The sequence below is a fragment of the Natronorubrum bangense genome (assembly GCF_004799645.1).
Lineage (GTDB): Archaea > Halobacteriota > Halobacteria > Halobacteriales > Natrialbaceae > Natronorubrum > Natronorubrum bangense.
Genome location: NZ_CP031305.1, coordinates 2,384,616 through 2,410,870 on the forward strand (window position 1 = coordinate 2,384,616; position 26,255 = coordinate 2,410,870).

At 61.7% G+C, this 26,255-nt stretch carries 26 protein-coding genes and 1 tRNA gene; 16 read left to right on the forward strand and 11 right to left on the reverse strand.

All coding sequences use genetic code 11. From position 1 onward, the window contains the following. Positions 1–62: 62 nt before the first annotated feature. Both DV706_RS11925 and moaA read right to left on the reverse strand, forming a co-directional pair. A tRNA-Ser gene (locus DV706_RS11925) sits at positions 63–145 on the reverse strand. A 175-nt stretch (positions 146–320) separates the two neighbouring features. Continuing rightward, complete coding sequence (moaA, locus tag DV706_RS11930) at positions 321–1,310, reverse strand: GTP 3',8-cyclase MoaA (RefSeq protein WP_006064327.1); 990 nt, start codon at positions 1,308–1,310, stop codon at positions 321–323. Positions 1,311–1,476: 166 nt separating this feature from the next. On the opposite strand from moaA, the gene DV706_RS11935 reads away from it, so the two are divergent. From DV706_RS11935 to DV706_RS11950, 4 genes are all read left to right on the forward strand, one after another. Continuing rightward, a complete protein-coding gene (locus DV706_RS11935; protein WP_006064328.1) occupies positions 1,477–1,698 on the forward strand; it encodes a hypothetical protein in 222 nt (73 codons plus the stop codon). A gap of 165 nt (positions 1,699–1,863) precedes the next feature. Continuing rightward, complete coding sequence (locus tag DV706_RS11940) at positions 1,864–2,472, forward strand: flavin reductase family protein (protein ID WP_006064329.1); 609 nt, start codon at positions 1,864–1,866, stop codon at positions 2,470–2,472. Beyond that, positions 2,469–3,659, forward strand: coding sequence for a M20 family metallopeptidase (locus DV706_RS11945; protein WP_006064330.1), 1,191 nt, complete (start codon positions 2,469–2,471; stop codon positions 3,657–3,659). Before DV706_RS11940 ends, DV706_RS11945 begins: the two co-directional genes overlap by 4 nt. 22 nt (positions 3,660–3,681) lie before the next feature. After that, complete coding sequence (locus tag DV706_RS11950) at positions 3,682–4,689, forward strand: hypothetical protein (protein WP_006064331.1); 1,008 nt, start codon at positions 3,682–3,684, stop codon at positions 4,687–4,689. Here the strand turns inward: DV706_RS11950 and DV706_RS11955 are convergent. After that, a complete protein-coding gene (locus DV706_RS11955; RefSeq protein ID WP_006064332.1) occupies positions 4,686–6,152 on the reverse strand; it encodes an RtcB family protein in 1,467 nt (488 codons plus the stop codon). The genes DV706_RS11950 and DV706_RS11955 overlap by 4 nt on opposite strands. Before the next feature lie 164 nt (positions 6,153–6,316). Between DV706_RS11955 and DV706_RS11960 the strand changes: the two genes are divergently transcribed. Next, the gene (locus DV706_RS11960) at positions 6,317–6,760 is read left to right on the forward strand and encodes a hypothetical protein (RefSeq protein WP_049889587.1); all 444 of its coding nucleotides are present in this window, start codon (positions 6,317–6,319) and stop codon (positions 6,758–6,760) included. A 24-nt stretch (positions 6,761–6,784) separates the two neighbouring features. Here DV706_RS11960 and DV706_RS11965 read toward each other — a convergent pair whose 3' ends face one another. Then, positions 6,785–7,234: an archease gene (locus tag DV706_RS11965; protein ID WP_006064334.1), complete on the reverse strand. Its 450-nt coding sequence runs from the start codon at positions 7,232–7,234 to the stop codon at positions 6,785–6,787. Between the two features lie 122 nt (positions 7,235–7,356). Between DV706_RS11965 and DV706_RS11970 the strand changes: the two genes are divergently transcribed. From DV706_RS11970 to DV706_RS11990, 5 genes are all read left to right on the forward strand, one after another. Next, positions 7,357–7,833: a GNAT family N-acetyltransferase gene (locus DV706_RS11970; RefSeq protein ID WP_006064335.1), complete on the forward strand. Its 477-nt coding sequence runs from the start codon at positions 7,357–7,359 to the stop codon at positions 7,831–7,833. A 100-nt stretch (positions 7,834–7,933) separates the two neighbouring features. Beyond that, the gene (gene priS / locus DV706_RS11975; RefSeq protein WP_006064336.1) at positions 7,934–9,109 is read left to right on the forward strand and encodes a DNA primase small subunit PriS; all 1,176 of its coding nucleotides are present in this window, start codon (positions 7,934–7,936) and stop codon (positions 9,107–9,109) included. Next, positions 9,106–9,966, forward strand: a complete 861-nt coding sequence (locus tag DV706_RS11980; RefSeq protein WP_006064337.1) for a DNA replication complex subunit Gins51 — start codon at positions 9,106–9,108, stop codon at positions 9,964–9,966. Before priS ends, DV706_RS11980 begins: the two co-directional genes overlap by 4 nt. A 63-nt stretch (positions 9,967–10,029) precedes the next feature. Next, positions 10,030–10,497 carry a peroxiredoxin gene (locus DV706_RS11985; RefSeq protein ID WP_006064338.1) on the forward strand — a complete coding sequence of 156 codons (468 nt, stop codon included), beginning with the start codon at positions 10,030–10,032 and terminating at the stop codon, positions 10,495–10,497. 113 nt (positions 10,498–10,610) lie between these two features. Further along, on the forward strand, positions 10,611–12,992 hold the full coding sequence (locus DV706_RS11990; protein WP_049889588.1) for a hypothetical protein: 2,382 nt from the start codon (positions 10,611–10,613) through the stop codon (positions 12,990–12,992). Positions 12,993–13,218: 226 nt separating this feature from the next. Here the strand turns inward: DV706_RS11990 and DV706_RS11995 are convergent, their stop codons facing one another. Beyond that, positions 13,219–15,483, reverse strand: coding sequence for a CDC48 family AAA ATPase (locus DV706_RS11995; protein ID WP_006064340.1), 2,265 nt, complete (start codon positions 15,481–15,483; stop codon positions 13,219–13,221). Further along, positions 15,480–15,776 (reverse strand): Hsp20/alpha crystallin family protein, encoded by a 297-nt coding sequence (locus tag DV706_RS12000; protein WP_006064341.1) that lies wholly within the window; start codon positions 15,774–15,776, stop codon positions 15,480–15,482. Before DV706_RS12000 ends, DV706_RS11995 begins: the two co-directional genes overlap by 4 nt. 187 nt (positions 15,777–15,963) lie before the next feature. On the opposite strand from DV706_RS12000, the gene DV706_RS12005 reads away from it, so the two are divergent. Then, positions 15,964–16,746: an alpha/beta fold hydrolase gene (locus DV706_RS12005; RefSeq protein ID WP_006064342.1), complete on the forward strand. Its 783-nt coding sequence runs from the start codon at positions 15,964–15,966 to the stop codon at positions 16,744–16,746. A gap of 100 nt (positions 16,747–16,846) precedes the next feature. Here the strand turns inward: DV706_RS12005 and DV706_RS12010 are convergent, their stop codons facing one another. Both DV706_RS12010 and panB read right to left on the reverse strand, forming a co-directional pair. After that, a complete protein-coding gene (locus DV706_RS12010) occupies positions 16,847–17,071 on the reverse strand; it encodes a DUF7511 domain-containing protein (protein WP_006064343.1) in 225 nt (74 codons plus the stop codon). Positions 17,072–17,262: 191 nt separating this feature from the next. Next, the gene (gene panB, locus DV706_RS12015; protein ID WP_006064344.1) at positions 17,263–18,075 is read right to left on the reverse strand and encodes a 3-methyl-2-oxobutanoate hydroxymethyltransferase; all 813 of its coding nucleotides are present in this window, start codon (positions 18,073–18,075) and stop codon (positions 17,263–17,265) included. 142 nt (positions 18,076–18,217) lie between these two features. On the opposite strand from panB, the gene DV706_RS12020 reads away from it, so the two are divergent. Beyond that, positions 18,218–18,451: a DUF5822 domain-containing protein gene (locus DV706_RS12020; protein WP_006064345.1), complete on the forward strand. Its 234-nt coding sequence runs from the start codon at positions 18,218–18,220 to the stop codon at positions 18,449–18,451. Between the two features lie 41 nt (positions 18,452–18,492). Here DV706_RS12020 and DV706_RS12025 read toward each other — a convergent pair whose 3' ends face one another. Continuing rightward, the gene (locus DV706_RS12025) at positions 18,493–19,032 is read right to left on the reverse strand and encodes an HAD family hydrolase (RefSeq protein ID WP_006064346.1); all 540 of its coding nucleotides are present in this window, start codon (positions 19,030–19,032) and stop codon (positions 18,493–18,495) included. Positions 19,033–19,191: 159 nt separating this feature from the next. Between DV706_RS12025 and DV706_RS12030 the strand changes: the two genes are divergently transcribed. Continuing rightward, a complete protein-coding gene (locus DV706_RS12030; RefSeq protein ID WP_006064347.1) occupies positions 19,192–20,343 on the forward strand; it encodes a twin-arginine translocation signal domain-containing protein in 1,152 nt (383 codons plus the stop codon). 36 nt (positions 20,344–20,379) lie between these two features. Here the strand turns inward: DV706_RS12030 and DV706_RS12035 are convergent, their stop codons facing one another. Next, entirely contained in the window at positions 20,380–21,672 is a 1,293-nt protein-coding gene (locus DV706_RS12035; RefSeq protein WP_006064348.1) for an HAD family hydrolase, read from the reverse strand. A gap of 387 nt (positions 21,673–22,059) precedes the next feature. Between DV706_RS12035 and gfcR the strand changes: the two genes are divergently transcribed. The 3 genes from gfcR (at position 22,060) to DV706_RS12050 (ending at position 25,577) form a co-directional block, all read left to right on the forward strand. Further along, positions 22,060–22,719 carry a transcriptional regulator GfcR gene (gfcR, locus tag DV706_RS12040; protein WP_006064349.1) on the forward strand — a complete coding sequence of 220 codons (660 nt, stop codon included), beginning with the start codon at positions 22,060–22,062 and terminating at the stop codon, positions 22,717–22,719. A gap of 68 nt (positions 22,720–22,787) precedes the next feature. Continuing rightward, complete coding sequence (locus DV706_RS12045) at positions 22,788–23,792, forward strand: aldo/keto reductase (protein WP_006064350.1); 1,005 nt, start codon at positions 22,788–22,790, stop codon at positions 23,790–23,792. 156 nt (positions 23,793–23,948) lie between these two features. Continuing rightward, the gene (locus DV706_RS12050; RefSeq protein ID WP_006064351.1) at positions 23,949–25,577 is read left to right on the forward strand and encodes a potassium channel family protein; all 1,629 of its coding nucleotides are present in this window, start codon (positions 23,949–23,951) and stop codon (positions 25,575–25,577) included. Between the two features lie 23 nt (positions 25,578–25,600). Here DV706_RS12050 and DV706_RS12055 read toward each other — a convergent pair whose 3' ends face one another. Next, positions 25,601–26,245, reverse strand: a complete 645-nt coding sequence (locus DV706_RS12055) for a DsbA family protein (RefSeq protein WP_006064352.1) — start codon at positions 26,243–26,245, stop codon at positions 25,601–25,603. Between the last annotated feature and the right edge of the window lie 10 nt (positions 26,246–26,255).

The window sequence follows — 26,255 nt, forward strand, 5'->3', positions numbered from 1 at the left end:
CTCTGTCTGTCTGCGCGCGTTGCAAATTCGGCTGACGGAAATGCCAGCCAAGGTGTAACCGACGTTGTGGCGGGGATTCGAACCCCGGAGGCTTGACGCCACATGGTTAGCAACCATGCGCCTTGGGCCGCTTGGCTACCACAACACCGTGTCTTTATCATCGCCCTCACGGACTCGGGGACTACTCCCCTACACGTATTGCACCCCAACCTACCGCCGACGGGTACTTAAGCGCAACGAAAGGTGGCCACAACGTCATCCCCTCACATTCGCGGGGCGGATAGACGATCCGAGGTCCGGCATCCATCCAATGTGTCGAATCAGATTCCGGCGTACTCTCCGATGTACTTGTCGTTGAGTTCCCACTCGCCGTCGGCGTTCTGAATCATATACTCGCCGTAGTAGGGAACCCGATTGGCAACGACCTCGCGGAACGCCTCGCGGATCTCGGGTTTGGACATCTCACCCATCGATTTGAGATCATCGTTGCGGTTGAGACAGCCTTTCAGGTATCCCTCGTGAGTCACGCGGACGCGATGGCAGTTCGCACAGAACGTCGGGTTCTCGACAGGGTCAACGATTTCGACCATCCCCCGCCCGTCACCGTCGTCGTTGCTGACCCAGTACCGTTTCCGGTCGTGCATCTCGCGGTGTTCAATCTCGTCAGCCTGCTCGGCCAGCCAGCCGTGCACTCGTTCGATATCGACGTTCCACTCCGGCTTGCCAGTTAGTTCGGGCATGTACTCGATCAACTGGAGCTGGAGCCCCTCGTTTTCGGCGACGTGGTCGACCATCCGCGGGACGTACCCGGCCGTGTGTTCGAAAACGACCATGTTGAGTTTGACCGGATCCAGTCCCGCCTCGAGCGCCGCCTTGACGCCCTCGATGACTTTCTCGTACGCGCCGCTTTTCGTGATTTCGGCAAAGTCCTTCGGATCGAGGGCGTCTTGCGAGACGTTGACTCGCTCTAAGCCCGCATCCACGAGCGCTTCGGCACGTCCCGGGAGGAACGTCCCGTTCGTGGTCAGAGAGACCTCCATCTGATCGGGGGTTCGCTCGATGATCTCCGCTAAGTCCTCGCGAAGCATCGGCTCGCCGCCGGTGAACTTGACCGCGTCGACGTCGAACTCCGCGGCGACCTCGAGAAACCGAACGACGTCGTCGGTCGACATCTCGTCGTCCTGTGGATCCATCGGGCCGCGTGTGTCCCCTAACCCCTCGTTGTGACAGTAGACGCAATCGAAGTTACACCGGTCGGTAAGTGAAACCCGAACCCCGGTTACCTCGCGTCCAAACTCGTCGGCGAGCATGCCACCAGATAGCAGACGGATCCGCTTAAACATCCCGGGCTTCTCGCAGTTTCGTAACTGTTTTTGGTTTCGTGAACGGGGCTTCTTGCCGATCTGTTCTGTTTCAGCGAGTCACACTCGAGCAGCGGCGGAAGAACTACCCGGTGGACGCTCGAACGAGGAGTGTATGGACGAGGATATGCTTGCAGACCAGCGTCGCCTCGTAGAACTCATCGAGGACGAGGGCTGGGACGTCACCGACCTCGAGATTTCGGCCTACGACAGCCCGTGGGCTGACGAGGACACCCCCGAGGCGACAGTAACGATCACAGCGCGAAAACCCTACGAGAGCGAGACAGCAGCGGATGATGACGACAGCGACGACGAGAACCCGTTCCGACTGAAGTAGCTGTGGAAATCGGTGTGGGTAGGCGGGTTCTCGAACGAAACTGGAGGGCGACGGACACATCCGACTCGAGCGGCCACGCGTCGAATCTTCTCGGCTGCGGATAGTTATGTGAGCTTACAAAACCAGTATGGTTCGTGGGCGTCTATATCACACACGGACAGTTACATGACCCTCTCCAATGATCCCGACCTCATCACGCTGCAGCCGGATCAGCCGTTCTTCGAGACGCTGTATACAGCCGCTCCGTTGGTGATCGTCGGCACACGTGAAGAAGACGGTTCGGAAAACCTGGCGCCAAAACATATGGCAACCCCGTTGGGGTGGTCGGACTATTTCGGGTTCGTCTGTACGCCCGACCACGGGACGTATCGAAACGTCGAGCGGACGGAGGCGTTCACTGTCAGCTACCCCCGGCCCGAGAGCATACTCGATGCCAGCCTGGCCGCGGCTCCCCGGGGTATCGAGGGGGAGAAACCCTCGCTCACGGACGTCGAAACGGTCGACGCAGACGTCGTCGATGCGCCCGCCGTAGCTGGGGCCTACGGTGTACTGGAGTGTGAACTCGAGCGCATCGTCGATGGGTTCGATGGAGCCGGCCTCGTCGCCGGCACCGTCGTCGAAAAACACGTTCACACCGATGCCTACCGCAGCGACGACATCGAGCCGGAGACACTACTCGAGCAGGCCCCAGTGTTGGCACATCTCTATCCCGACCGGTTCGCCGAGGTGAGCGAAACCCAGGCGTTTCCGTTCCCAGAGGGGTTCGAGCGATGACGCCCTCCGAAGCGGAATCCGCCGCTGAACGCCGGATTCAGGAGTGGGTCTACGCTCATCGAGCGGACATTGCCGAGTATCTCCTCGAGTTGGTCGAACTGGAGACGCCCACCGAGAACCCCGAAACGTTCGACAACTTCTTCGATCGACTGGCGGACGACTTCCACGAACTCGGCCTGGAAACGGAGCGCGTTCCAGGCGAGGAAACCGGCGGACGGCTTGAGGCGTGGTCAGCCGGTCGCGATGACGCAGACGAGATCCAGCTCGTGATCGGACACGCAGACACTGTCTGGCCGCTCGGAACCGTCGACGAGAACCCGCCCGAGAGACGGGATGGCATCCTCGAGGGACCGGGCTCGCTCGACATGAAAGGCGGACTGACACAGACCGTGTTCGCGCTTCGTGCCCTCGACGCGGCCTCACTCGACCCGTCACTGCCGGTTCACGTCCTCATCTCCAGCGACGAAGAGATCGGGAGTCCCGAATCCAAGTCCCGCATCATCGACCTCGCCAAACAGGCGAACCGAGTGTTCGTACTCGAGCCCGCCAGCGGCCCGGAGGGCAAGATCAAGATTGCACGGAAAGCGGTCGGGCATTTCACGGTCACGATCGAGGGAAAAGCCGCCCACGCCGGCCTCGAGCCAGAAGAAGGAGCCAGTGCGACGGAGGAACTCGGAACCGTCATCCATCAACTCCACGAACTCACCGATATCGAGTCGGGAATCACCGTCAACGTCGGTCAGGTGGAAGCTGGGCTGCGGTCGAACGTCGTCGCACCGGAGGCACGAGCCGAAGTCGACGTTCGCGCACCCACCGATGAGACGGCAGCTGCCGTCACCGAGCAGATCCACTCGCTTGAAGCGACGACGCCGGGGACGGAGCTGACGATCGACGGCGGCTTTGGGCGGCCGCCGATGGAACAGACACCGGGCAATCGCCTGCTTTGGGACCGTGTCCAGACGATTGGGAAGCGTCTCGGCCTCTCACTCGAGGGGACGCGCTCGGGAGGTGCAAGCGACGGAAACGACGCCAGTCAACACGCTCCCACGATCGACGGGTTCGGTGCCGTCGGCGACGGGGCCCATCAGACGTACGAGCACGTGCAACTCGATGCACTCGTTGACCGGGTGGCACTTCTGGCCGCCTGCGTACACGACGAACCGCTTCCAACCGATCCACAGCAATGATCCAACTCACAGCACCATGGCTATGAACGCAGACGTCCACACCTCCGTGACACGAATCGCCGACCTCGAGCAGCGGTCGTACGAGATCCAGTCCCGTCCGAAGACAGCGTGGGAGACTGGGGAGTACGTGTTTGGTCGGGTCACCAAACGACCAGATCCCGGCGTCAGGATCGAGAACCCGCGCGGGAGACGTGTCGAACTGATGGAGGGTGAGACGGTCGTCGGCGCGCTTGGAACTCGTCGAGCGACCCGTGAGTTGGTCGGCGGCTGGCGGGATGTCGGCGACGATGGGCTGTTAGATATCCTGACCGGAGGCGGCGTTCTCGGTCGAGTCACCTCTGCCTCACCGTTCACTCAGACACCGGTCGAACTCGAGTACGAAGGGCACGTTGTCATCGACGATGCTGTCTCTCGAATGTCCGACTACGGCCTGACAGCTCCATCGACGACACCTGCCGTGCCGGTCGTCCTCGTCCTCGGAACGAGTATGTCGGCTGGAAAGACCATGACTGGACGGGTGATCACCCGTGTGCTCGTCGAAAACGGATACGATGTCGCTGCCTGCAAGCTGACGGGGGCGGGGACCTACGAAGACGTGTTATCGATGGAAGTGGCGGGTGCAGACCCCATCTACGACTTCGTCGACGCGGGGCTGCCGACGACAGTCGTCCCCGAAGCAACCTTCCGGGACGCCGTTCGCCCTGTCCTCGGCCGTCTGCAGGAGGCAGACGTCATCGTCGCCGAGGTCGGTGCCAGCCCGCTCGAGCCGTACAACGGGGCCGCCGTGGTCGACATGCTCGAGGATCACGTTGCGTTCACCGTGCTCTGTGCGTCCGATCCCTACGCAGTCGTCGGCATCGAGGAGGCGTTCGGACACTCGCCTGATCTCGTGGCAGGGATCACGACGAACACGACCGCTGGCGTCAATCTCGTCGAGGAACTCATCGACTGTTCGGCGCTCAACATCCAGAACGAGGCCGCCAAAGACCCGCTCGAGAACATGCTGCTCGAGGCGCTGGCCGACGCTTAGCCTTTGATGTTACAGACGGGGAACGTCCGTGCGACCTTGTCGCCGATACCGAGTTCGTCTGAGATTCGGACGACTTCGTCGACGTCCTTGTAGACACCCGGCGCTTCCTCGGCGACCGTCGCACCTGATTGGGCTTTGACGTAGATCTGGTCCTGGGCCTCGAGTTCGTCCTGGACGTCGCCGCCCCAGTACTCGTTTTTGGCCTGGGTTCGGCTCATCAGTCGCCCCGCACCGTGGGCGGTCGAGCCGAACGTCAGCTCCATCGAGTTCTCGCCACCGCGGAGGACGTAGCTTCCCGCACCCATGCTGCCGGGGATGATGATTGGCTGGCCGACGTCGCGGTAGGCCTCCGGCACGTCGGGGTGGCCGGCCGGGAACGCCCGTGTCGCTCCTTTGCGGTGGACGTAGAGTTCGCGTTCTTCCCCATCAACGTCGTGGACCTCTTTTTTCGCGATGTTGTGCGCCACGTCATAGAGCAGGTCCATCTCCATCTCCTCCCACGAGCGGTCGAAGACGCGCTCGAAGACCTCGCGCGTGCGATGCATGATCAGCTGGCGGTTGACCCACGCGAAGTTGATCGCCGCGTTCATCGCCCCGTAGTAGTCCTCGGCCAGCTGTGAGCCCGCGGGCGCGGCCGCGAGTTCCTTGTCCGGGAGCTTGTTCAACAGCCCCTGATGTTGTTTTTCGATCTTCCGCAGGTAGTCGTTGCACGTCTGATGACCTAGTCCACGGGAGCCACAGTGAATCAAAACGACGATCTGGTCTTCCTCGAGCCCGTAGGCCGACCCCACTTCGTCGTGGAAGACGTCAGTCACGCGCTGGACCTCGAGGAAGTGATTCCCCGACCCCAGCGAGCCGATCTGGTTTTTCCCGCGGTCTTTCGCTTTCTGGCTGATCTTCGAGGGATCGGCCTCTTCCCGGTGGCCTTCGTCCTCACAGTGGAGCAGGTCGTCCTCGACGGCGTAGCCGTTCTCGAGGGCCCAGTCGACGCCCCGAGCGAGGATTTCGTCGACGGTGTCGACACCGGATTCGACGATGCCGCCCCCACCAAGCCCCGACGGAATGTTGGCAAAGAGGGAGTCGACGAGCTCCTGCTCGTTGCCTTTGAGATCGTCGTACGTGAGGTTCGTTTTCATCATACGGACCCCACAGTTGATGTCGTAGCCGACCGCGCCCGGCGAGATACAGCCGTTTTCGGCGTCAAGTGCCCCGACGCCGCCAACCGGGAAGCCGTAGCCCTGATGGCCGTCGGGCATACAGATCGCGTGTTTCGTGATTCCCGGCAGATGCGTCGTGTTCTTGAGCTGCTGGAGTGTCTTGTCCTCTTTGATCTCCTCGAGGAGCGCTTCGCTCGCCAACACTCGGGCGGGGGTGCGCATGTCGCCCTCTTGTGGGATTTCCCAGACGTACTCACGCACTTTCTCGAGCGTGATGCCGTCGGCGTCGAACGTGGAATTGCTCATACCTGTCCTTCCGACTGCGACGCTGAAAGGTGTTCGTCTCTCTGTTTGCCTGATGTGACACCGACAGGTGGTCCAGCACGCGGGTTCGGATCCGGCCGACTGCCGGTGAAACGCCGGTTTCACTGTACGGTAGTGATTTACGGCGGGTTACCGTCGGTCGAAAGGTGAACAGACGAGCGTTGCTGTCGGTGACAGCAGGCACGGCCGCGAGTGCGACGGCCGGCTGTCTCGGACGGCTCCCCGCCGTCGGCTCGAGCGTCAGCACGGAGTTCGAACTCGTCGACGCGGACCTCGATCCGAGCGACGACCCGGATGTGACCGTCGAAGACGGCACTGTCGTCGCTCGCGGGACGATCGAGTACGGCTCGAGCGAATGTGGGACAGTCGAGTTGGCACACGCCGCCTACGAGGGGTCACAAGAGCGGCTGGATCTGCTCGTCGTCGCTGCGGACGACTCCAGTGGCGTCGGCGGCTGTTCGGATGACCTCGTCTACGGCGGTTACCGTCTCGAGGCCTCCGTCGAGGGGCTTCTCCGGCGGGTGACGGTGACCGAACACCACGTCTTCGGCGACGCGTACTCGACGACCGTCGATGGCCTCGACGACTAACGTGCGACGGTGGTCCGCTCCCGACTAGACGTCGAAGACGACGTACGCCTCCCAGCCGTCGTCGACTCGCTCGAGTCGCATCTCGGAGTAGGTGACGGCTTTCACTTCACGGGCGTCGATGTCGGCAAGTGGGACGCCGCGGGCGCTGGCCTCGAGCGTCCAGCTCTCTGCGTCGTCGGCGTCGTCGCTGTGGGTGATCGCCTCGACACGGTGGTCGACCGGGAGCTCGACACGAACATCTCGCAGATAGATCAGTTCGTCCAGATAATCAAACAGCAGCGCCTCACGATTCTCCGCGGTCACCGACAGCGAAAACCGGTCGCCGGTCTCGTCGGGAATCTCATCACACGAGGCGGCTCCAAGCCCGTCGGCGACTGCAGCGAAGACGCCCTCGAGTGAGTCGCCGGCTGCTTCGACGGCGATATCGGCCGTGTGTTCGCGGAGTTCGAACCGCTGGCCTCGTTTGCGTGTCATAACAAGTACTGGGTGTCCGTTCGACTGTGAGCATCCTATGTTCGTCGGTTTTTGCTCCGTTTGACAGGCCGGATCGACGGCTGCCGGTGGAATTATATTGGCTACGATACTACGCAGTACTAGTGAGCGTCAACATCGACAGTCGGGTCGTCGCGCCGGGGAGCGACGACCTCGTCGAAGAAGCCTGGCACCTCAAAGAGGAGATCAATCGTCGGGAAGGCGTGCTCAAACAGCGACGCGACTTTTTTACTGACGCGTATCGTCGATCCAAGGTCCACTGTTATATTCGAGCGGGTGAACTGGTAGGGTTCGCTGCGGTCCGTCGTGATGGTTATATACTCTTTCTGGCTGTGTCGCCCGATCTTCGGGGAGAAGGAATCGGCAAACGACTCGTCGCCCGCGTTGCCGAAGACCACGACACGATCACGTGCCACGCTCGGACGACCAACGAAAACGCCCTCCAGTTTTACGAGCATCTCGGCTTCGAGATCAAACGACGTATCGACGACTACTACGAAGACAACGGCGACGCCTACTATCTGAAACTCGGCTCCGACGTCGGGATCGCCGACAAAATTTCGGACTTGATGCGCCGATAGGCCCCGCCGCTGACGCTTGTTATTTCCCCACAGACGAGCGACGTCTGGCCGCCGCAGTTCGGCACACCTATAATGCCGTGCCGACGAGAAATCGAGGTGCATGGAGGAGCGAACGAGGGCCTATCTTCGGGGACGATTTCGTGATCATTACCGGCGGACAGAGATCACTCCGCCTCCGGCGGCCAACGAACGCGAGTGGGGATTTATTCCCTGGACAGAAGGTCCGGAGACGACGATGGTCCGACACCGTTCGCTGCTCGAGTTAGGCGATCTTTCGGAGTTTCTCGTCCGGAAACGGCCACAACACATCTACTTCTCGGCGGGACGGTTTCGCGATCCCGGCGCGAGTTCGATGCATGAAAAAGACTGGCAGTCCGCTGATCTCGTCTTCGATCTCGACGCCGACCATCTGCCGAGTGTCACCCTCGGCGAGGACTCCTACGGCGAGATGCTCGCCAAGTGTAAAGACGCGCTCTGCCGACTCCTCGAGTTCCTCGAGGAGGATTTCGGCTTCGAGGACCTCGAGATCGTCTTCTCGGGTGGCCGGGGGTATCACGTCCACGTCCGCGACGAGAACGTCTTGCATCTCGAACGAGAACACCGCCGAGAGATCGTCGACTACGTCCGCGGCATCGGACTCGAGTTCGAATCGTTGATCGAGACCGAGACCGTCGCCGGTCTGGGCCGGAAGACGCCGACCGAGCGCCGAACGCTCAGAACGGAAGGTGGCTGGGGTGCACGCACGCACGCCCACCTGATGGCGTTTCTCGACGAACTCCTCGCACTCGACGACGAGGACGCGCTCGAGCGCCTACAGGAGTTCGACGGCATCGGCGAGGGGAAGGCGACGGCGACACTCAACGCCGCTCGGAACAACCGCGAGCAACTCGAGGCGGGCAACGTCACCGTCCATACAGCGATCGCCCAGTTGGCAGAACGGTTCGCGATGCGGGCGGTCGAGCAAGACAACGCGCCGATCGACGAACCCGTTACCACCGACACGAATCGGCTTATCCGGCTACCGGGCAGTCTTCACGGCGGGAGTGGTCTCAAAACGGTGCGCCTCGAGCGCGACGAGATCGCCGACTTCGATCCACTCGATGACGCCGTGCCGGAGACGTTCCGTGGCCACGAGATTACGGTCGACGTCACCGACGGCGGCGAGGTCGAACTCGGTGGGGATAGCTTTACGGTCTCGGAGGGAGACCAGTCATTACCAGAGTACGTTGCCGTGTTCCTGATGGCACGCGGCAGGGCTGAAAAGGAGAAAGAATGAACCTAGACGAGTTGCGGTCGGTCCAGAGCAAGGAGCGAAAGAAAGACAGTCTCCAGAATCTTCGCCCCTCGTTCTACCAGGAGGTCGGCGAGTACATCGCCGAGTTAGAGGACGAACGTGAGCGCGTCGCCGACCAGGTCGATGACCCGTTTTCTTCACCCGAGATCGGTCGTCTCACTGACGAGATCGAGACCGCCAAAGACGTCGTCGAGGCGATTTACGAGCGCCGAATGGGGAAACTCGTCAAACAGGCCAGCCTCGCCGCGGCCGGGATGGCCGCAAACGACGAGGGACTGACCGCCGAAGAGGCCGACCTTTTCGACGACCTCGTCGACCGTATCGGCTCGAACAAATCCCGCGTGCTCGACGTCCTCGAGGGTGTCGACACTGGGACACACGTCGAACCCGACGCACCCGACATTGGTGACGAGACGGCGCCATCGGCCGACAGCGAGCCCGCCGACACACCGCCGGCCCCACCACAGGAACCCCCACAGGGTGACATCCCTGCCGACGAATCCGACAGTTTGGACGTCGAGGCAGGTCTCGAGTCGGGTGGCTCGAGTGGTGTCACGCCTGCCGATGTCATGGGCGGCGATGGGCCGTCGATCGACGACGCGCCCGCCGAACCGCCTTCGACGCCACCAGACGAGGCTGTCGCTGATGCTGGTTCGACTGATGAGACGAACGGCGGTGACGACGTCGATCGCGTCACTGTCAGAATCACGCAGGATATCGGCTCGATCCTCGGCGTCGACGACCGCGAGTACACCCTCTCGACCGACGACGTCGTCACCCTGCCCGCCCAAAACGCCACCCCACTTGTCGAACGAGAGGCAGCCGAACCGCTCGAGTAGCCAGTTGCTGATTCGATCGGCCGGAATCACAATACATACAATAGCAGTCGCTAACACACGGCCATGCTCGATGTAGGCGACAAGGCGCCCGAGTTCGAACTGCTAAACCAACACGGCGAGGCTGTCCGCCGGTCTGCGTTCGAGGGACAGCGGCTCGTTCTGTACTTCTATCCACGTGCGAACACGGACGGCTGTACCACCGAAGCCTGTGCGTTCAACGACGCACTCTCGCAGTTCGCCGACCGTGACACTCACATTGTCGGGATCAGCGACGATCCCGTCGAGGATCTCGAGCCCTTCGCCGCCGAGTACGACCTCGAGTTCGATCTACTTTCCGACGAACTCGGCGAGGTCGCGACGCTGTATGAGTCCTACGGCGAGAAGCAGCTGTTCGGGAACACCTTCGACGGCGTCTTCCGCAACACGTACGTCGTCGGCCCCGATGGCCTGATCGAGGCCGTCTACGAGGATGTCACGCCGGAGGGACACGCCGAAGCGGTGCTCGAAGACCTCCCAGCAGTTACCGCGTAATCGGTTCGATCGCAGTGACCTTCGTTTTTTGTTTGGACGGTAAACCGGTCGCTCGAGCGTAACCGAGGTGCCTACAGTCCTGGAAGAACGACACTCTGCTACGGAGATAATACATGGGCGGGCAATCACCACCCGAGGGTCCGGATTCGCCGTCGAAGGAAAACCGGGCCAACGCTCAGCCGACAGTCGGGCGCCGATCCGCACTACAGGCACTGGGTGTGGCGGCGACCGCGGGACTCCTCGGCAGCGTGTACGTGTTGGCACGAAACGGAGAGACGACGACTGGCGTCTCGGACGACTTCGAGTGGGAGATCGTCGACGACGGGTTGCCCGATGCCTACGACGTCCACGGGATGGACGCACACGACGGGACACTCTATCTGACGGTTCGTGGGTCGGGAACAGACGGGCTGTTCAAACTGGACGGCGACAACTGGGTCCACATCGCTGACCGGCCGGTCGCTTACGGAATCGACGACGTCGTAGTCGCCGACGGCCGAGTGTTCGTTGTCTCACACTGGCACCTGTTCGAACTCGTCGACGGCGAGTGGGAGTGTCTCAGCTGTCGCCGTGAGGACGATGAGTGGGTTAAGGGAATCGCGTACGGCGACGGACAACTCATCGCACGCGGCGGCGATGACACGGATCCCGAGTTCTACCGCTTTGACGTCTCTGACGGGGAGTGGGAAAACCTCGAGTTCCCATTCGACGATCTCGACGGCAAACCGCACGTCTCCCTGCTGGTCGACGACGATGGCCGAATCTGGTATCAATCGAACTACAGTGGTATCTTCGTTTACGAGGGGGGCTTCTGGTCGACAGCACACGAGGACAGCGGTGCCCTGGGACTCGGCGCGGATGGAACGGTGTACCTGGCCAAAGAACGCGCTCCGACGACCCAGATCGCCCAGTTCTACGAGTACCAGGGTGACGGCGAGTGGTCGCTTCGCCACGAGAGTTCCGGCTACGGTCCATCGTGCGTCCCCGGCGATAGTGGCGCCCGCGCGATCTGTATTAGCGGTCGCTTCGGAGCGCTCGCCATCGAGAACCACCGGCTCTGGACCCTCCCGCCGTTGGACGCCGATATTGACGTCGAAAACACCGCGCTGCGAATCCGGGAGACTGTCGTAGTCGATGGGACGGTCTACGCCGTCCAGGACTTCGACGACTATCACACGGACACGGACATCGACCAGCGAATTCTCCGCTACGAACTGAACCTCGACGATCGCCCGTTCTACACGACGAACATCGAACTCGAGGCCGGGACGTACCTCGACGACGAGGCGATCGATCCGCAATCCGTCCACCTCGGGGCGGACGGGCGAATACTCGTCGCAACGAACGACGAGGACGAAACGGTCGGCTCGTTGATGTACGTGTCCGCTGACGCCACCGCGATAGAAGGAACGCACGAGTTCGACGAGCCGGTTCATGCGGTCGATTACGACCGGACCGCAAATCGGGCAGTCGTCGGAGGAGACGAGCACGTCTTCGTCGTCGATCTCGACGACCCAGAAACGATCGCGCACCGAGACCCCATCGACGGAGCTGCTGATGCCGTTTCGGTCGATGCACGAGGGCGCTACGCTGTCGCTGAGAACAACACCTACACGGTGTACGACCGGGACGGTGAGACGCTCACGACCGAGTCTGTCGAACGGAGTTATCTCACCGACATCGAACTCGACGACGACGATGACACGATCTATCAGGTCGGTTTTGATAACAAGTCGCTGCCGGGCGGCAACCCGGTTCAGGTTGCCTACGCTACTGCTTACTCGTTCGACGGCGAGTTTCGGTGGCAGCGCTTTGGCTTCGACGGGGGAAACCTCGAGGACAACATCGCCGACACGCGTCTCTACGGGATCGAGTACGTCGACGGCGAGCTGTTCGTCCTCGGTGAGTCGGCCGGTTCGAAGACGATCTTCCGGTACGACGGCGAGCGCTATGCGGGCGACGAAATCGTCGAACGAGTCGATCACTACAACAACCTCTGGGACACCGCTTCGGCACACATCGCGTATCACGCGCGCCTCGACGCCGAAAGCGGCGACGTCGAGTCGGCCCAGCTGACGATGGCCAGACAGGACGACGGCGAATCGAACACCTTCAGTGTCAGCGATGTCTCGGCGGCCGACGGACGCGTCTTTGTTGCTGGGTCGACCTGCGCGTCGATGGCCGCCCGCGACGCCCAGTCAGTCAACGGCGAGCCGGTCGGGGAGTACCGCGGCTGCGACCCCGCACTGTTGGTCACGACCGACGACATCAGCCAGCGTCTTAGCTGGTCGTCGTTCAATCGCGAGGAGGCGCCGGGGGAAGTCGTTTCAGTCGACGCCGATGCCGACCGAACCGTCGTGCTGGCACGGATCGACGGCGGTGAGTCGTTCATTACCGACGGCGCGATCGTCGACCGCAACGAGGCTGGCGAGGCTGCATACCTCGCGGTCGTCGATAACGAGGCCACCTACGAAACCGGGATCGATACGACATGAGCATCGCCAACTAACGAGGGCAACGACACGGCCCTCGAGTGCGCTGGCCCCCATCCCGCTGGGAGCGACGTGACCGTCACAGTGACCGTTTCAGTCGAGGACGCGGCCTGCTGAGTCAGCGTGGCACGACGAACGTACTCACTAGCGCAGCCGCTGGCTGCATCGAATCCGTGAAAAAACACCCGCCACTGCCGCTGGCACCGCGTTGGGTCAGCAACGTGGCTGCTTACTGGAAGGTGCGACCGAGCTGGTCTTTTTCCGTGGTCGGTTCTGCCTGCTGGAACTGCTCTTCGAGCTCCTCGTACTGCTCGCGCGTCTCGGGGGTCACGCTCGGTCCGACTTCCTCGAGTGCGTGTTCGAAGTGGTCCGTGCTGATGCGGACGTTGCCGACGGAGTCACCGATATCTTCGCGCTCGACCGAGTTGATGAACTCGCGGCTGGCAGCCATCGAGGCCTCGCGGGTGACGGCTTCGATGTCGGCACCGACGTAGCCCTCCGTCTTGCCTGCGAGCCACTCGAGGTCGACCGTATCGGCCAGCGGTTTGTTTCGGGTGTGGACCTCGAAGATCTTCTTGCGGCCGTCCTCATCGGGGACGGGGACGTGGACGTGGCGATCCAGTCGGCCGGGACGCAGCAGGGCCGAGTCGATCAGATCCGGTCGGTTCGTGGTGGCGATGACGACGACATCCTCGAGTTCCTCGAGGCCGTCGAGTTCGGTCAGCAGCTGGGAGACGACGCGTTCGCCGACGCCGGAGTCGCCCTGTCGCTGGCCACGTTCGCCGGCGATCGAGTCGATCTCGTCGAAGAAGATCACGGTCGGTGCGTTCGACCGCGCCTTCTCGAAGATCTCACGGACGCCTTTTTCGGACTCGCCGACGTACTTATTCAGCAGTTCGGGGCCTTTGATCGAGATGAAGTTCGATTCGGCCTCGTTGGCGACGGCCTTGGCGAGCAGCGTCTTTCCGGTCCCCGGTGGACCGTACATCATGACGCCTTTGGCGGCGTTCATGTCCATGGCCTCGAACACCTCGGGGTAGTCGAGTGGCCACTGGATGGTCTCGCGCAGCCGTTCTTTGGTGTCGCCGAGCCCGCCGACGTCGTTCCACGTGACGTCGGGAACTTCGACGAAGACTTCCCGCATCGCCGAGGGCTGGATGCCCTTGAGCGCTTCCTTGAAGTCCTGCTTGTTGACCTGCAGTCGGTCGAGGACGTCGGCGTCGATCTCCTCGGACTCGAGGTCGAGTTCCGGGCGGATGCGACGCAAGGCGTTCATCGCGCTCTCTCGAGCGAGCGACTCGAGGTCTGCGCCGACGAAGCCGTGGGTGTTGGACGCGTAGTGTTCCAGATCAACCGAGTCCGTCAGGGGCATCCCGCGGGTGTGGACCTGCAGGATCTCCTTGCGGCCTTCCTTGTCCGGCACGCCGATTTCGATCTCGCGGTCGAAGCGACCACCACGCCGGAGCGCGGGGTCGATGTCGTCGACACGGTTGGTCGCCGCGATGACGGTTACACGACCCCGTTCCTCGAGGCCGTCCATCAGGCTGAGCAGTTGGGCGACGACGCGGCGTTCGACGTCACCGCCGGCTTCTTCGCGCTTTGCGGCGATCGAGTCGAGTTCGTCGATGAAGACGATCGAGGGGGCGTTCTCTTCGGCCTCCTCGAACACCTCGCGGAGTTTCTCCTCGCTTTCGCCGTAGTACTTCGACATGATCTCCGGGCCGGAGATCGTCTCGAAATGGGCGTCGATCTCGTTGGCGACCGCTTTCGCCATGAGGGTCTTCCCGGTACCCGGTGGGCCGTGCAGGAGGACGCCCTTTGGTGGTTCGATACCAAGCTGTTGGAACAGCTCGGGGTGGCGCATCGGCAGCTCGATCATCTCGCGGACCTGATCGAGTTCGTCGTCTAAGCCACCGATATCCTCGTAGGTGACGTCTGGGACGCCTTCCGAGGACGCACCCGCGCCGGCGCTGACCTGTTCGGCCGGCGTCTCGGAGATCTCGATGTTCGTCGAGTCCGTGATGACGACTGTGCCCGACGGCGAACTGTTCGCGATCTTCAGTGGCACCGACTGGCCGGAGCTGGCCATCGGACCGAACGAGAGCGAGAACGGTACCGTCTGGCCTTCGGTGACGGCCTGCCCGCTGAGTTTGTCGCGCACGAGCGGCCCGATGTCGCCGCGAATGCGGAGATTCTGTGGGAGCGCGACCGTGACCGATTTCGCGGGGTTGACGTCCGCAGCTTCGATCTCGACACGGTCGTCGATCCCGACGTCAGCCTCCTGTCGGAGGCGGCCGTCGATCCGGACGATCCCGCGACCTTCGTCTTCGGGATAGCCGGGCCAGACGCGGGCGACCGACTGGTTGTCACCTTTCCCCTTGATGACGATGTAATCGCCGTTCTCGAGGTCGAGCTCGCGCATCGAGACGCGGTCGATCGCGGCCAGTCCACGCCCTGCGTCCTTCTGTTTCAGTGGTTTGACGGTAAGTTTCATAGATCGCCCTCCATCTCGACAGTCAGGACGCCGTTTTTCATAAACGTGTGTGCGTCATCCACGCCATCGGGAAGATTAATCTCGTATTGGCCGTCTTCGGGGAACGAGCCGCCTGAACGGTCAGCGGAACGTCGTTCCGCGCGATCGACGACGACGATAACCGTATCGTCGACAAGGTCGACGGTGGCATCCGTCTCGGCGACCCCGAAGTCAACGGCCAGCACCGAGCACTCGTCGTACTCATACTGGCGGGCAACCTGCCCTGCTTCTGTAGTGAATTGTTCGAGAGTCATGTTTCGACTAACCCAAAGTAAGCACCCATAGTATATATCTCTTTCGCTGGTTGATGCGATGACGGCTCTGCATTCGACAAAAGAACACTGTTCGCGGTTCACACCAAATCGGGTGGCTCTGAGAGCGCGACTCGACGGATCGTCGACAACTCGAGAGTTTAAGCCTGTTCCGCTCGTTCGACACGTTATGGAGGTTGTGACACATCATGGCCGAGACACGGCCTACGAGGTTGCTGATCGCGGCGGGGATGGTGCGCCGGTCTGCTTCGTCCACGGAAGCGGTGGCTCACGCAACATCTGGCGGGCACAGCACCGTCTGGCTGATCAAAACCCGGTCGTCACGCTCGATTTGAGCGGCCACGGCGACTCCGACGATGTCGATGCTCGACCTGGCTATACACGCCTTTCTGCGTACGCTGATGACGTGCTTGCCGTCGTCGACGAGACGGACAGTCAGGTACTGGTCGGCAACTCACTTGGCGGTGCTGTCGTCATGCACATTCTGATCGAACGCGAGTTCGAGCCCGACGCAGCGGTTCTCACCGGCACCGGCGCACGACTCGGCGTCCTCGAGGATCTGCTCGACTGGCTCGAGAACGACTTCGAGCGTGCCGTCGAGTTCCTGCATGGACCGGACCGACTCTTTCACGACCCCGTGCCGGAGCTGCGCGAGGAGTCGATGCAACAGCTTCACGAGACGGGCCAAGACGTCACCCGCCGCGATTTCCTGACCTGCCACGAGTTCGACGTTCGAAACGATCTCTCGAAGATCGACAGCCCCGTCCTCGCTGCTTACGGTGAACACGACAAGCTCACTCCACCGAGATACCACGAATTCCTCACAGACGAGATCGACAACGCCTGGCTCGCCGAACTCGAGGGGGCGGCCCATCTCGCGATGCTCGAGCAGCCGACGGCGTTCAACGCCGCTGTCAGTGAGTTTCTGGATATCGTCTTCGAACGGGAGTAGCTGCGCGCATCCGGGCGACGAACGCAGGAGCGTCCAGAAAAGCGAAGCAGCACGGTCGGGCCGGATGCCACCAGAACTGCGCGTTTCGAATACTGAGTACCTACCGGGCGTCCTCGAGCGAGACGAACGATTCGCCCGTCGCCGTGATCCACTGGTCGGCGACCTCATCTTCGGCGACGTGTTGTGGAAACATCGTACAGACGGCAATTTCGTCGTCGTGTTCGACGGTCACGTGCTGGAGCGCTGCCGAGTGATCCGCGTCGGCGCTGTGGGCACCGTCTGTTTCTGTTGCTGGCTCGATCATGGTGTCTGGCTGTTCGGACATTGTCTCTGTCACCGCGTCGGTAGTTCTGTATCCTCGATCAAGACATATAAATTGCCCCGATAAAGATATAAAATACCTATTTCGTCATAATATGTCCTTATTATGTGTCTTGGACACTGTCTGAATCAGTTTCCAGTTGTCTTCTGGTGAGTTCGGAGTACAGCACGCTTCGGCTGCCATCGCCCAGATCATCAGTAGAGTTCGTCTAAGTCGCTCTCTTCGTGGCTGTGTTCGGCCGCGGGGAACGATTCGGATTCGACGGCCGAAATGTAGTCGTCGATCGCCGACTTCATCTCCTCGCGGACGTTTCCGAACTGTTTGGAAAACGAAGGAGACCATTCGCTCAGGCCAACGGCATCGTTGACCACGAGCACCTGTCCGTCGCAGTCCGATCCGGCACCGATCCCGATCGTTGGAATCTCGAGCGCCGCCGTGATCTCGGCCGCCAGATTCGATGGGACGTGTTCTAACACCAGTGAGAACGCGCCCGCCTCCTCGTGGGCGAGTGCGAGCTCGAGGATTCGCTCGGCTGCTTCCTGATCAGTCCCCTGTCGCGGATAGCCGCCATACTGGTTGACGTGCTGTGGCGTCAGCCCCAGATGAGCCATCACCGGAATGCCAAGCTGAGCCATCTTCTCGGTGAGCTCGATAGTGTGAGGGCCGCTCTCGAGTTTGACTGCCTGTGCACCCTCCTCTTTGAGCATCCGGCCGGCGTTCTCTAAGCTGTCTTTCTCGTCGACACCGAACGAGAGAAACGGCATATCGGCGACGATGAGTGCGTCGTCGGTGGCTCGCGAGACCGCGCCGACGTGGTGGGCAATGCCGTCGACAGTGACGGGAACCGTTGTTTCGTGGCCAAGCGAGACGTTACCAACGCTATCGCCGACGAGAATAATATCGACGCCGGCATCGTCGACAATGGCTGCCGTCGGCGCATCGTAGGCCGTCAACATCGTGATCGGTTCGTCACCTGCTTGCTCTCTGAGATCCCGGACGGTAGGCATACACACACCTTCGTCTCCGATGATTAAACGCCACCGTTCTCATCCCGTCTCGCGAGCCGAGACGACTCCCCAGTGTGGCGAACCGTCGGGAACAAAACCGGCATCCGCGGTAGTTAAGAGGGCTGGGGCGTCACTGTCAGCCGTGCCAGAACCCGTCGAAACAACTACGCCCGAGGGTGTCGATTACGGCTGGGTGATGCAGGTCACCTTCGTCGTGACGATTCTCGTCGGCGCACCGATCGTCGCCATACTCTCGCTGAACGCTGACCTGCCAAGCTGGGGTGCTCGAGCCGAGTTTGCGATCCGCGTTGGCGCGCCAATCTGGTTTCTCACGGCCCTTGTCGTCTTCACGTACGCAAAACGCAAGCAGACGTAACGAACCACTCGCATCTGCTACCGTCGGATACTCGACCAAACTCAGACGCCAGATGGCCCGTCACCGACGTATTCGAACGCCATCCCTGCCCGTTCTGCTGTCAGTTCGTCCCGCGCAGAGTCACCGATGAACAGCGCTGTCGCTGGATCGACCTCGAGTTCCCGGACCGCCTCGAGAAGCGGCTCCGGATGCGGCTTCTGTGTCGAAACTGTATCCCGGCCGACGACGACGTCGACCGCGTCGGTGAGGTCGTGCTGTTCGAGCGCGATTCGACAGGCTGCCTCGCAGTTGAGCGAACAGACGCCAACCGGCACCGAGCGCTCGAGCAACTCGTCGACGTGGGCCAGCCGTGGCGCGCTCGTGGCCCCATCGCGTTCGTGGGCGGCGATCGTCGCCTCGACCTCATCGGCCACGCCAACGTCGGCTGCGGCCTCGAGTAAGTCCCATAGGTCTGTGCTCGGGAGGTCGATATCTGCGCGCTCATACACTGCGCGAACGTCTTCGGCGACGGCATCCCAGTCGACGTCGAGGTCGACGAGCGTCCCATCGAGATCGTAGACGACGGCGTCGTAGTCGGTCACACGCGGCGATACGTTCGGTGGGTGAATAGTGACTTCGATCCCGGAGATTCGATAGGCGGTACTCGAGAGCCGGCTGTGCTATCCGCCGGCGTTGTGAACCGCGCCGGAAACGACAAGAAATCAAATATGTCATTCTCCAGTACTGTTTCGACTGGTCCGATGGTTGACAATATTTCAAGACGGAACTTCATCCGGAACGGCAGCGCAACGGCACTCGCAGTCGGCACCGCGGGACTTGCGGGCTGTACGAGCAGCCTTCCGGTCGTTGGCGACGACGCGTCGGCGATGGCCGCCGACGAGTGGCTCGTCGACCTCTCGTTTACGCAACTGTTCCAGGAAGATGAACTGAACGAGAACTACGCAGAGGCCACACTCGAGGAGTACGACCAGACCGGCCGAGAGTTCAGCAGTGTCGTTCCACAGGCAATCTTCGACAACGAAGAAGAACTGATCGTCTACTGGCCACTCGAGCAGGGCTCGGAGCTGCGGTCGAAGGTGGGCGTTCCCGAAACCGACCTCGATTGGCAGCTCTCACAGCACGTCGAGTGGGAGTACGAATACACCCATTCGTACGAAACACGGCACGATAGCCGGACCATCGAGGAAACGCAGACCGCCTCGGTCGACATCGGAACACTTTCCGGATCGTTTGACCCCGAAACTGTCGACGAAACCCTCGAGCGCTGGGTCGACGACCAGCGCTCGGACGACGAGGACCTCTCCAAAGCGGGCGAACACGAGGGATTCGAGCTGTACGAAGTCGGGAACCTGGCGTTTGCCGTCGGCGACAGTCACGTTATCGAAGCCGATGTCGACACCTATCTCGATCCGGTTGCCGCCATCAAGGCTGCGCTCGATACCCGATGGAGTTCGGATGGGGCCTGGGCCGAGACGGACGACGGCGATGCACTGTTGGCAGCGTTCGATTCGGGCCATTTCGCCACTGGAGAAATCCACGACCCTCGAACTGTCGACTCGAGACTCGAAGCACAGTACGGGGACCTCGAGGACATCCCTGACTCACAACGCGACGAGCTCGAAGAACGGATCGAAGACAGCCTCGACGACTGGGAAACTGGACTCACGGGAACAGCGACTGCCTACGAGTTCGACGGCGAAACGAGCGACCTCCACGAGGTGTTCCTCTATGAACACGAGGGAGACGCAGACCCCGAGGCGCTTCGCGATCACGTCGATTCGAACCGAAACATCGGCGACCGATGGGGGACGATGAGTGATTACTCAGTCAGCGACGAAGGCCGCACGCTCGTTCTGACCGGAACCGTTCGGACGCGGGCACTCCTCCAGTAGCCCACGCCCACCGCGGATGGGGGCCCAGCGATCGTCTCAGTCGAGTCGTGCCAGCCGGTTCAGCGCGTACACCGTCCGGAGGATGTCCACGCTTTTTCCCCGATCGAAGACGAGTTCGTCCGTCTCGAGGACGTGCTCTAAGGTGTCTTGGGAGGCGTGTTCGGGCGCGGCTGAGATTCCCGCATCGTTCTCGTCGACCCACTCCATTACGCGCAGGTCGCTTTTGGAGTCTCCCATCACGAGCGAGAACGGATCGTCGACACCCAGGACGTCGAGCGCTCGTTCAACCCCGACGACCTTGTTCAACTCGAGGCTCCCGATCTCGGCCGCGTCGGCCTCGTAGTAGGCGACGTCGATGCGGCTCAAGACGTCCGTGAGGCGGTCGGGAACCTCGCTGACCTCGAGATCGGGGTACGCGCCTTCGCCCTCGAGGACGGCCCTGATCTCTGGGTCCTGGTCGGCGTAGAAGGCACGTGTCCAGTCGCAGATCGTCTCGTCGTTGAGCTCTCGGCTGCCGTTGCCATCGCCGTTGGCGTCGGTATCGTCGGCCCCGTCGAGTGCGGTTCCGACAGCGTCGGCGAGCAGATCGATCAGGTAGACCAGCGCGGTGTCGATGGTCTCACGGGCTTTCGTCGAGCCGGTCTCGTAGTTGGGTTTCATCGTGACGTTGAACTCGTTGCCCTGCAGGTGACAGCCACGGCGAAGTTCCTCGGGCGCTTCGGGAAGCACCCGCGAGCGGACGTCGTCGAAGACGTCTCTGATCTCCGCATCGAGTTCCTCGTAGAGCAACTGTTTCGTCTGTGCGCCGTGGCCGGGCGTGAACACGCCCGTCCCGGCCTCGTAAACGATCGAGAGGTCGCCCGAGTGGACGATCTCGCTGCCCAGTCCCTGAATCGCGAACCCTTTGACGTTCTCTAAGGTCTGGCCCGTACAGATGACGATCGGCACGCCAGCTTCGTGAAACTCCGTCAGCACGTGGAGCGTGTCGCGTGGGATCTCGTTGTCGGTTCCCCCGGCCGACCGCAGCGTCTCGTCGACGTCCAAGACGAGGACGTTCACCGCGCGGCCGTACTTGGCCTCGAGATCCAGCGCCGTAAAGGCCTGATCTCTGTCGGCCCGCGAGGCGATCTCGGCGAACGTCTCGCCAGCGGCAAACGACGAGCGGATCTCGTCTTTACGCTCCTCGAGTTCCTCGTTCGCGCTCTGCCAGTGTTCCAGTGCAACACGGGAGTCGATCGCCGGAAAGACGTTGACGAACGCCTGGTACTCCTGTAACGTCTCTGTCTCGTACTCGTCGTACAGTTGGTAGATGAGATCGTACCGTTCCATGTCAGCTACAGGCAGGGGCAGGGGGATAATCGTTTTCAGTGCTTGCGAGGGTGTTTCAGTCGCCACTGGCCCAACGCATTGATAATATAACCAGATGTCAAATGAATATATCTACAGCCCCGTAGAAACTGCCGAAAAACTGCCAGCATAGAGTAACAACTGAAACTGTCTGCACACCGATCGCACAGCCGCCGTGCGATCGGGTGCGCGCTGACGGTCAGTGGCTACTATAACCAGTGGACTCGAGTGAGCGGGCCGAGAGCGAATTTGGCGGTGGGTCTCGACGTCCGAGTAGGTCCATCGATCGAGACATTCGAGTGTGACGACCGACGAGTGATTCGCCGACGACGACACGACTATAAAAGCAGCGATCGAATTTACGCCCATATGAAAAACGTTGACGACTTGATCGAGAGCGCAGCAGAGCTCGCAGCCCGCGGGCTCTCCAAAGGTGAAATCGCGGACGAACTGAACGTCTCGCGGGAGACGGCAAGCTGGCTCGTCGAACGCAGCGGCGCGACGGCGGAGCCTACAGATATGCCCGCCCGAGAGGGAGCGGCCAGTCCCGGGAGCAGCCCACAGGACATCCACGTCGACTGGTCCGCGATCGGCCGAGATAGCAAGCGAATGGGCGCAATCGCGGAGGCGATGGCCGACATGCTCGCCAAACATGGCGAAGGCGTCGATCTCACGATCGGCATCGAGAAAGCTGGCGGCCCGATCGCGACGCTCGTTGCCCGCGCACTCGAGACCGATCTGGGGACCTACACGCCCGCGAAACACCAGTGGGAAGAAGGCGACATCGAAGAGCTCGGTGGCACGTTTAGCCGGAACTTCGCGGGTATCCGCGACCGCGAGTGTTACATCGTCGACGACACCATCACCAGCGGCACCACGATGCGTGAAACCATCGAGGCAATTCGTGCCGAGGGCGGTGAGCCGCTTGCGTGTGTCGTGCTCGCGGACAAACAGGGTCTCGAGGAGCTTGACGGCGTCCCGGTCTACTCGCTGTTGCAGGTCATCAGCGTCGGCAAAGAAGACAACTAATCCGACCGAACCTGCTATTTCTCGCCGCTTTCCGGTCCGTTTTCACCCTCCAAATCGACACCCCGCATATGGAGTACACCACGCTTGGCAACACGGGAACAACCGTCTCGAAACTCTGTTTTGGCACCTGGCGATTCGGCCGCGAGACCAGCGGTGTCATCGAAACCGACCGTGAGGAGGCCTACGAACTGCTCGATGCGGCCTGGGACCACGGTATCAACTTCATCGACACGGCAAACGTCTACGGCGATCCAAACGGCACGAGCGAACAGTGGATCGGCGACTGGCTCGCCGACCGCGGCCACCACCGTGAGGACCTCGTCATCGCCTCGAAGGTCTACTTCCCATTCGACGGTCGGGGCGAGCCCGGCCCGAACGATTCCGGGCTCGGACGGAAACACATCCGCGCCCAGATCGAGGGCACCCTCGAGCGACTCGGCACCGACTACCTCGATCTCTACTATATCCACCGTTGGGACGAAGAGACGCCGATCGAAGAGACGCTCTCGGTCCTTTCGGAACTCGTTCGCGAGGGGAAAGTCCACTATCTCGGTGCCTCGAGTATGGCCGCTTGGCAACTGACGAAGGCGCTGTGGACCAGCGATGTCGAGGGTCTCGAGCGGTTCGACGTCACCCAACCGATGGTCAACGCCGCCCACTACGACGCAGTCGGTGACTACCTCGACGTCTGTGCGGATCAGGAGCTCGCGGTCTGTCCGTACTCGCCGCTTGGCGGTGGCCTGTTGACGGGCAAGTACGACCGTACTGAGGACGGCGCGGTCGAAGCGCCGGACGGCTCGCGGGCCAGCCTCGACGACATGTTCGAGGAGTACTACGCGACCGAGCAGGCCTGGGACGTCCTCAAGGCCGTCGAGGACGTCGCCGACGAACTCGAGGCCACGCCGGCACAGGTTTCCCTGCGATGGCTGATCGATCAGGACCGGTTTACGTGCGTCCCGATCGTCGGCGCGCGAACGCCCGACCAACTCGCCGAGAACGTTGGCGCGGTCGACCTCGAACTGGGCGACGAGCAGTTCGCACGGATCGAGTCGGCCAGAACAGACGACGAGTGAGACCGTACCTATCCGTGCCGGAGATGACCGGTCGGTCGGCACGGCAGACGGCGTTCGAACCGTCGAACGAACGTATCGCAGTCGCCGTGGTAGATGGACGGTCGATCCATCGGCGAACCGTCAGCTTTCAGACGGCCTCTGTCGTATCTGTGGGCAATGAATACCTGGTGGCGACGGATCGGGCTCTCACTGGTCGCCGTTTTCGGCGTCATGGTGCTCTACAGTCTTCTCTATCAGTGGGCGATGATGGCGTTCGAGGGCGAACACCGGACGCTGTTCCAGTCGGCACAGACCGTCATCGAGATCCTGACTACCGCCGGGTTCGGTGGCGACGCTGACGACTGGACGACCGCCCCGATGACCGCCATCGTGATCGGGATGAACCTCACCGGTGTACTGCTCGTCTTTCTCGCCTTGCCGTTGGTCGTCGTCCCGCTCTTTCAGCAAGCGCTTGCGAGACAGCCGGCGGAGTCGACCGAGCTGACCGACCACGTTATTATCTGTTCGCATACCGAACGCGAAGACGTCCTTCGAAACGAACTCGAGGCCGCGGACGTCCCGTACGTCTTCATCGAGGACGATCCGGAGACGGTACTGGAACTCACCGACGATGGCATCGAGACGATGCTTGGCAATCCAGAGCAAGAACAGACGCTCCGGGCAGCAAACATCGACGACGCTCGCGCCATCGTGATCGACGTCTCCGACGAGGCCAATCCCGAAGTGATCCTCACCGCGCGAGAGCTTCGAGACGATATCAAAATTGTCAGCGTCGCCGAAGACGACGAGGTGGCGACCTATCATCGGTATGCTGGTGCGGATGCCATCGTTCGGCCGCGACAGGTTCTCGGGCACAGTCTCGCACAGAAAGCGGCGCTGTCAGTCACTGAAGAGCTCAAGGAGACGATCGAACTCGGCGAGCAACTCGAGATCACCGAGTTGCTCGTCGAGGATAGAAGCGATATCGCCGGACAGACGATCGCCGAATCTGGCATCCGCGAACGAATGGGTATCAACGTGATTGGTCTCTGGATGGATGGAGAGTTCGAGCCCGTTCCGGATCCCGAGACCGTCGTCGAGGAGAACACGATCTTGCTCGTCGCCGGTCAGTACGACGCGCTGACGGAACTGACCTCGAGAACGGTCTCACCCTCGGCAACGCGATCACAGCGCGTGATCGTCGGTGGCTACGGCGAGGTCGGACGCACTGTCAGCGAGGGACTCGCCGACGCAGCGGTTCCACAGACGGTCGTCGACAAGGAGGCATCCGACGGTGTCGATGTCGTCGGTGACATCACCGACGAGGCAACGCTCAGCGCCATCGACTGTACGGATGCGCGATCGATCGTTCTCGCACTCGATGACGACACGACAGCAATCTACGCGACGCTCGTCCTCGAGGCGGTCGCACCGGATATCGAGGTCCTCGTGCGAGCAAACGAGACGGAAGCCGTTCGCAAACTCTACCGAGCGGGTGCCGAATACGTCCTTTCCCTGTCGACGGTGGCAGGCCGAATGCTCTCGTCGGTGTTGCTCGAGGACGAAGAAATTCTGGCCCCGGAAACACAGTTCGAGATCATTCGGACGATGGCACCTGAGTTCGTCGGACGGAGCCTCGAAGAACTCGATATCCGCGCACAGCTTGGCTGTACCGTCGTCGCAGTCGAACGGAACGGCGACTTGATCACGAATCCCGGCGCTTCGTTCGTCGTGCAGGAACACGACGAGCTCATCGTCGCTGGCAGCGACGAAAGCGTGAACCGTTTTATATCCAGCAACCGGTAAGCCGTCGCTTCACTCGACAGTCCCTAGCGTGCGTCTTCGACGCTCGAGACGATCTCGTCGATCTCGAAGGGGTCCTCGATCTGCTCGCCGTCGACGATGACAGTCGGTGTGCCCTCGACGCCGTTCTCGTCGCCACGGTTCCAGTCAGCGACGAGCGTTGGATAGTATGTCCCATCTGAGAGGGCGTCAGCGACTGCGTCGCGGTCGACGTCGGTCTCGCTCGCGGCGAGGTCGGCGAGTGCGTCATCGCTCCAGTCGTCGGCCGCGATCACTGCCTGCTTATACGCGAAGAACTCGCCGGCAGGCTCATCTTCGGTCATCGTCTCGGCCTGCACCGCTCGAGCGGCGGTCGCCATCGCGACCGACTGGTCGTCGGCCGAGACCGGAAAGTCATAGTGGCGGTAGGTCGCCTCCCCAGTCTCGAGGAGTCGCGCCTCGAGATCGGGGAAGACGTCGGCCTGAAAGTCGTGACAGGCGGGGCAGCCAAGATCCTCGTAGACGTCGATACTGACTGGCCCGCTGGCGATCGTCGGGACCGGAAGCTGGTCGGCATCGGGCTCGACATCTTCGAGTTCATCTGGAAGCGAGGCCTCGAACAGCGACGTACAGCCGGCGATCGAAAGGGTCGCCCCCGTGCCGGCTACTGTGAGAAACGAACGGCGGTGCATTCGACTGGAA

What these genes read in the sequence shown, in the direction of transcription:
- DV706_RS12035 (WP_006064348.1), bottom strand. Translation starts at nt 21,672, where the DNA reads ATGGAACGGTACGATCTCATCTACCAACTGTACGACGAGTACGAGACA.
- DV706_RS11955 (WP_006064332.1), bottom strand. Translation starts at nt 6,152, where the DNA reads ATGAGCAATTCCACGTTCGACGCCGACGGCATCACGCTCGAGAAAGTG.
- DV706_RS11940 (WP_006064329.1), top strand. Translation starts at nt 1,864, where the DNA reads ATGACCCTCTCCAATGATCCCGACCTCATCACGCTGCAGCCGGATCAG.
- DV706_RS11990 (WP_049889588.1), top strand. Translation starts at nt 10,611, where the DNA reads ATGGGCGGGCAATCACCACCCGAGGGTCCGGATTCGCCGTCGAAGGAA.
- DV706_RS12010 (WP_006064343.1), bottom strand. Translation starts at nt 17,071, where the DNA reads ATGTCCGAACAGCCAGACACCATGATCGAGCCAGCAACAGAAACAGAC.
- DV706_RS11995 (WP_006064340.1), bottom strand. Translation starts at nt 15,483, where the DNA reads ATGAAACTTACCGTCAAACCACTGAAACAGAAGGACGCAGGGCGTGGA.
- priS (WP_006064336.1), top strand. Translation starts at nt 7,934, where the DNA reads ATGGAGGAGCGAACGAGGGCCTATCTTCGGGGACGATTTCGTGATCAT.
- panB (WP_006064344.1), bottom strand. Translation starts at nt 18,075, where the DNA reads ATGCCTACCGTCCGGGATCTCAGAGAGCAAGCAGGTGACGAACCGATC.
- DV706_RS12045 (WP_006064350.1), top strand. Translation starts at nt 22,788, where the DNA reads ATGGAGTACACCACGCTTGGCAACACGGGAACAACCGTCTCGAAACTC.
- DV706_RS11980 (WP_006064337.1), top strand. Translation starts at nt 9,106, where the DNA reads ATGAACCTAGACGAGTTGCGGTCGGTCCAGAGCAAGGAGCGAAAGAAA.
- DV706_RS12030 (WP_006064347.1), top strand. Translation starts at nt 19,192, where the DNA reads ATGGTTGACAATATTTCAAGACGGAACTTCATCCGGAACGGCAGCGCA.
- DV706_RS12055 (WP_006064352.1), bottom strand. Translation starts at nt 26,245, where the DNA reads ATGCACCGCCGTTCGTTTCTCACAGTAGCCGGCACGGGGGCGACCCTT.
- DV706_RS12050 (WP_006064351.1), top strand. Translation starts at nt 23,949, where the DNA reads ATGAATACCTGGTGGCGACGGATCGGGCTCTCACTGGTCGCCGTTTTC.
- gfcR (WP_006064349.1), top strand. Translation starts at nt 22,060, where the DNA reads ATGAAAAACGTTGACGACTTGATCGAGAGCGCAGCAGAGCTCGCAGCC.
- DV706_RS12005 (WP_006064342.1), top strand. Translation starts at nt 15,964, where the DNA reads ATGGAGGTTGTGACACATCATGGCCGAGACACGGCCTACGAGGTTGCT.
- DV706_RS12000 (WP_006064341.1), bottom strand. Translation starts at nt 15,776, where the DNA reads ATGACTCTCGAACAATTCACTACAGAAGCAGGGCAGGTTGCCCGCCAG.
- DV706_RS11935 (WP_006064328.1), top strand. Translation starts at nt 1,477, where the DNA reads ATGGACGAGGATATGCTTGCAGACCAGCGTCGCCTCGTAGAACTCATC.
- DV706_RS11965 (WP_006064334.1), bottom strand. Translation starts at nt 7,234, where the DNA reads ATGACACGCAAACGAGGCCAGCGGTTCGAACTCCGCGAACACACGGCC.
- moaA (WP_006064327.1), bottom strand. Translation starts at nt 1,310, where the DNA reads ATGCTCGCCGACGAGTTTGGACGCGAGGTAACCGGGGTTCGGGTTTCA.
- DV706_RS11945 (WP_006064330.1), top strand. Translation starts at nt 2,469, where the DNA reads ATGACGCCCTCCGAAGCGGAATCCGCCGCTGAACGCCGGATTCAGGAG.
- DV706_RS11985 (WP_006064338.1), top strand. Translation starts at nt 10,030, where the DNA reads ATGCTCGATGTAGGCGACAAGGCGCCCGAGTTCGAACTGCTAAACCAA.
- DV706_RS11950 (WP_006064331.1), top strand. Translation starts at nt 3,682, where the DNA reads ATGAACGCAGACGTCCACACCTCCGTGACACGAATCGCCGACCTCGAG.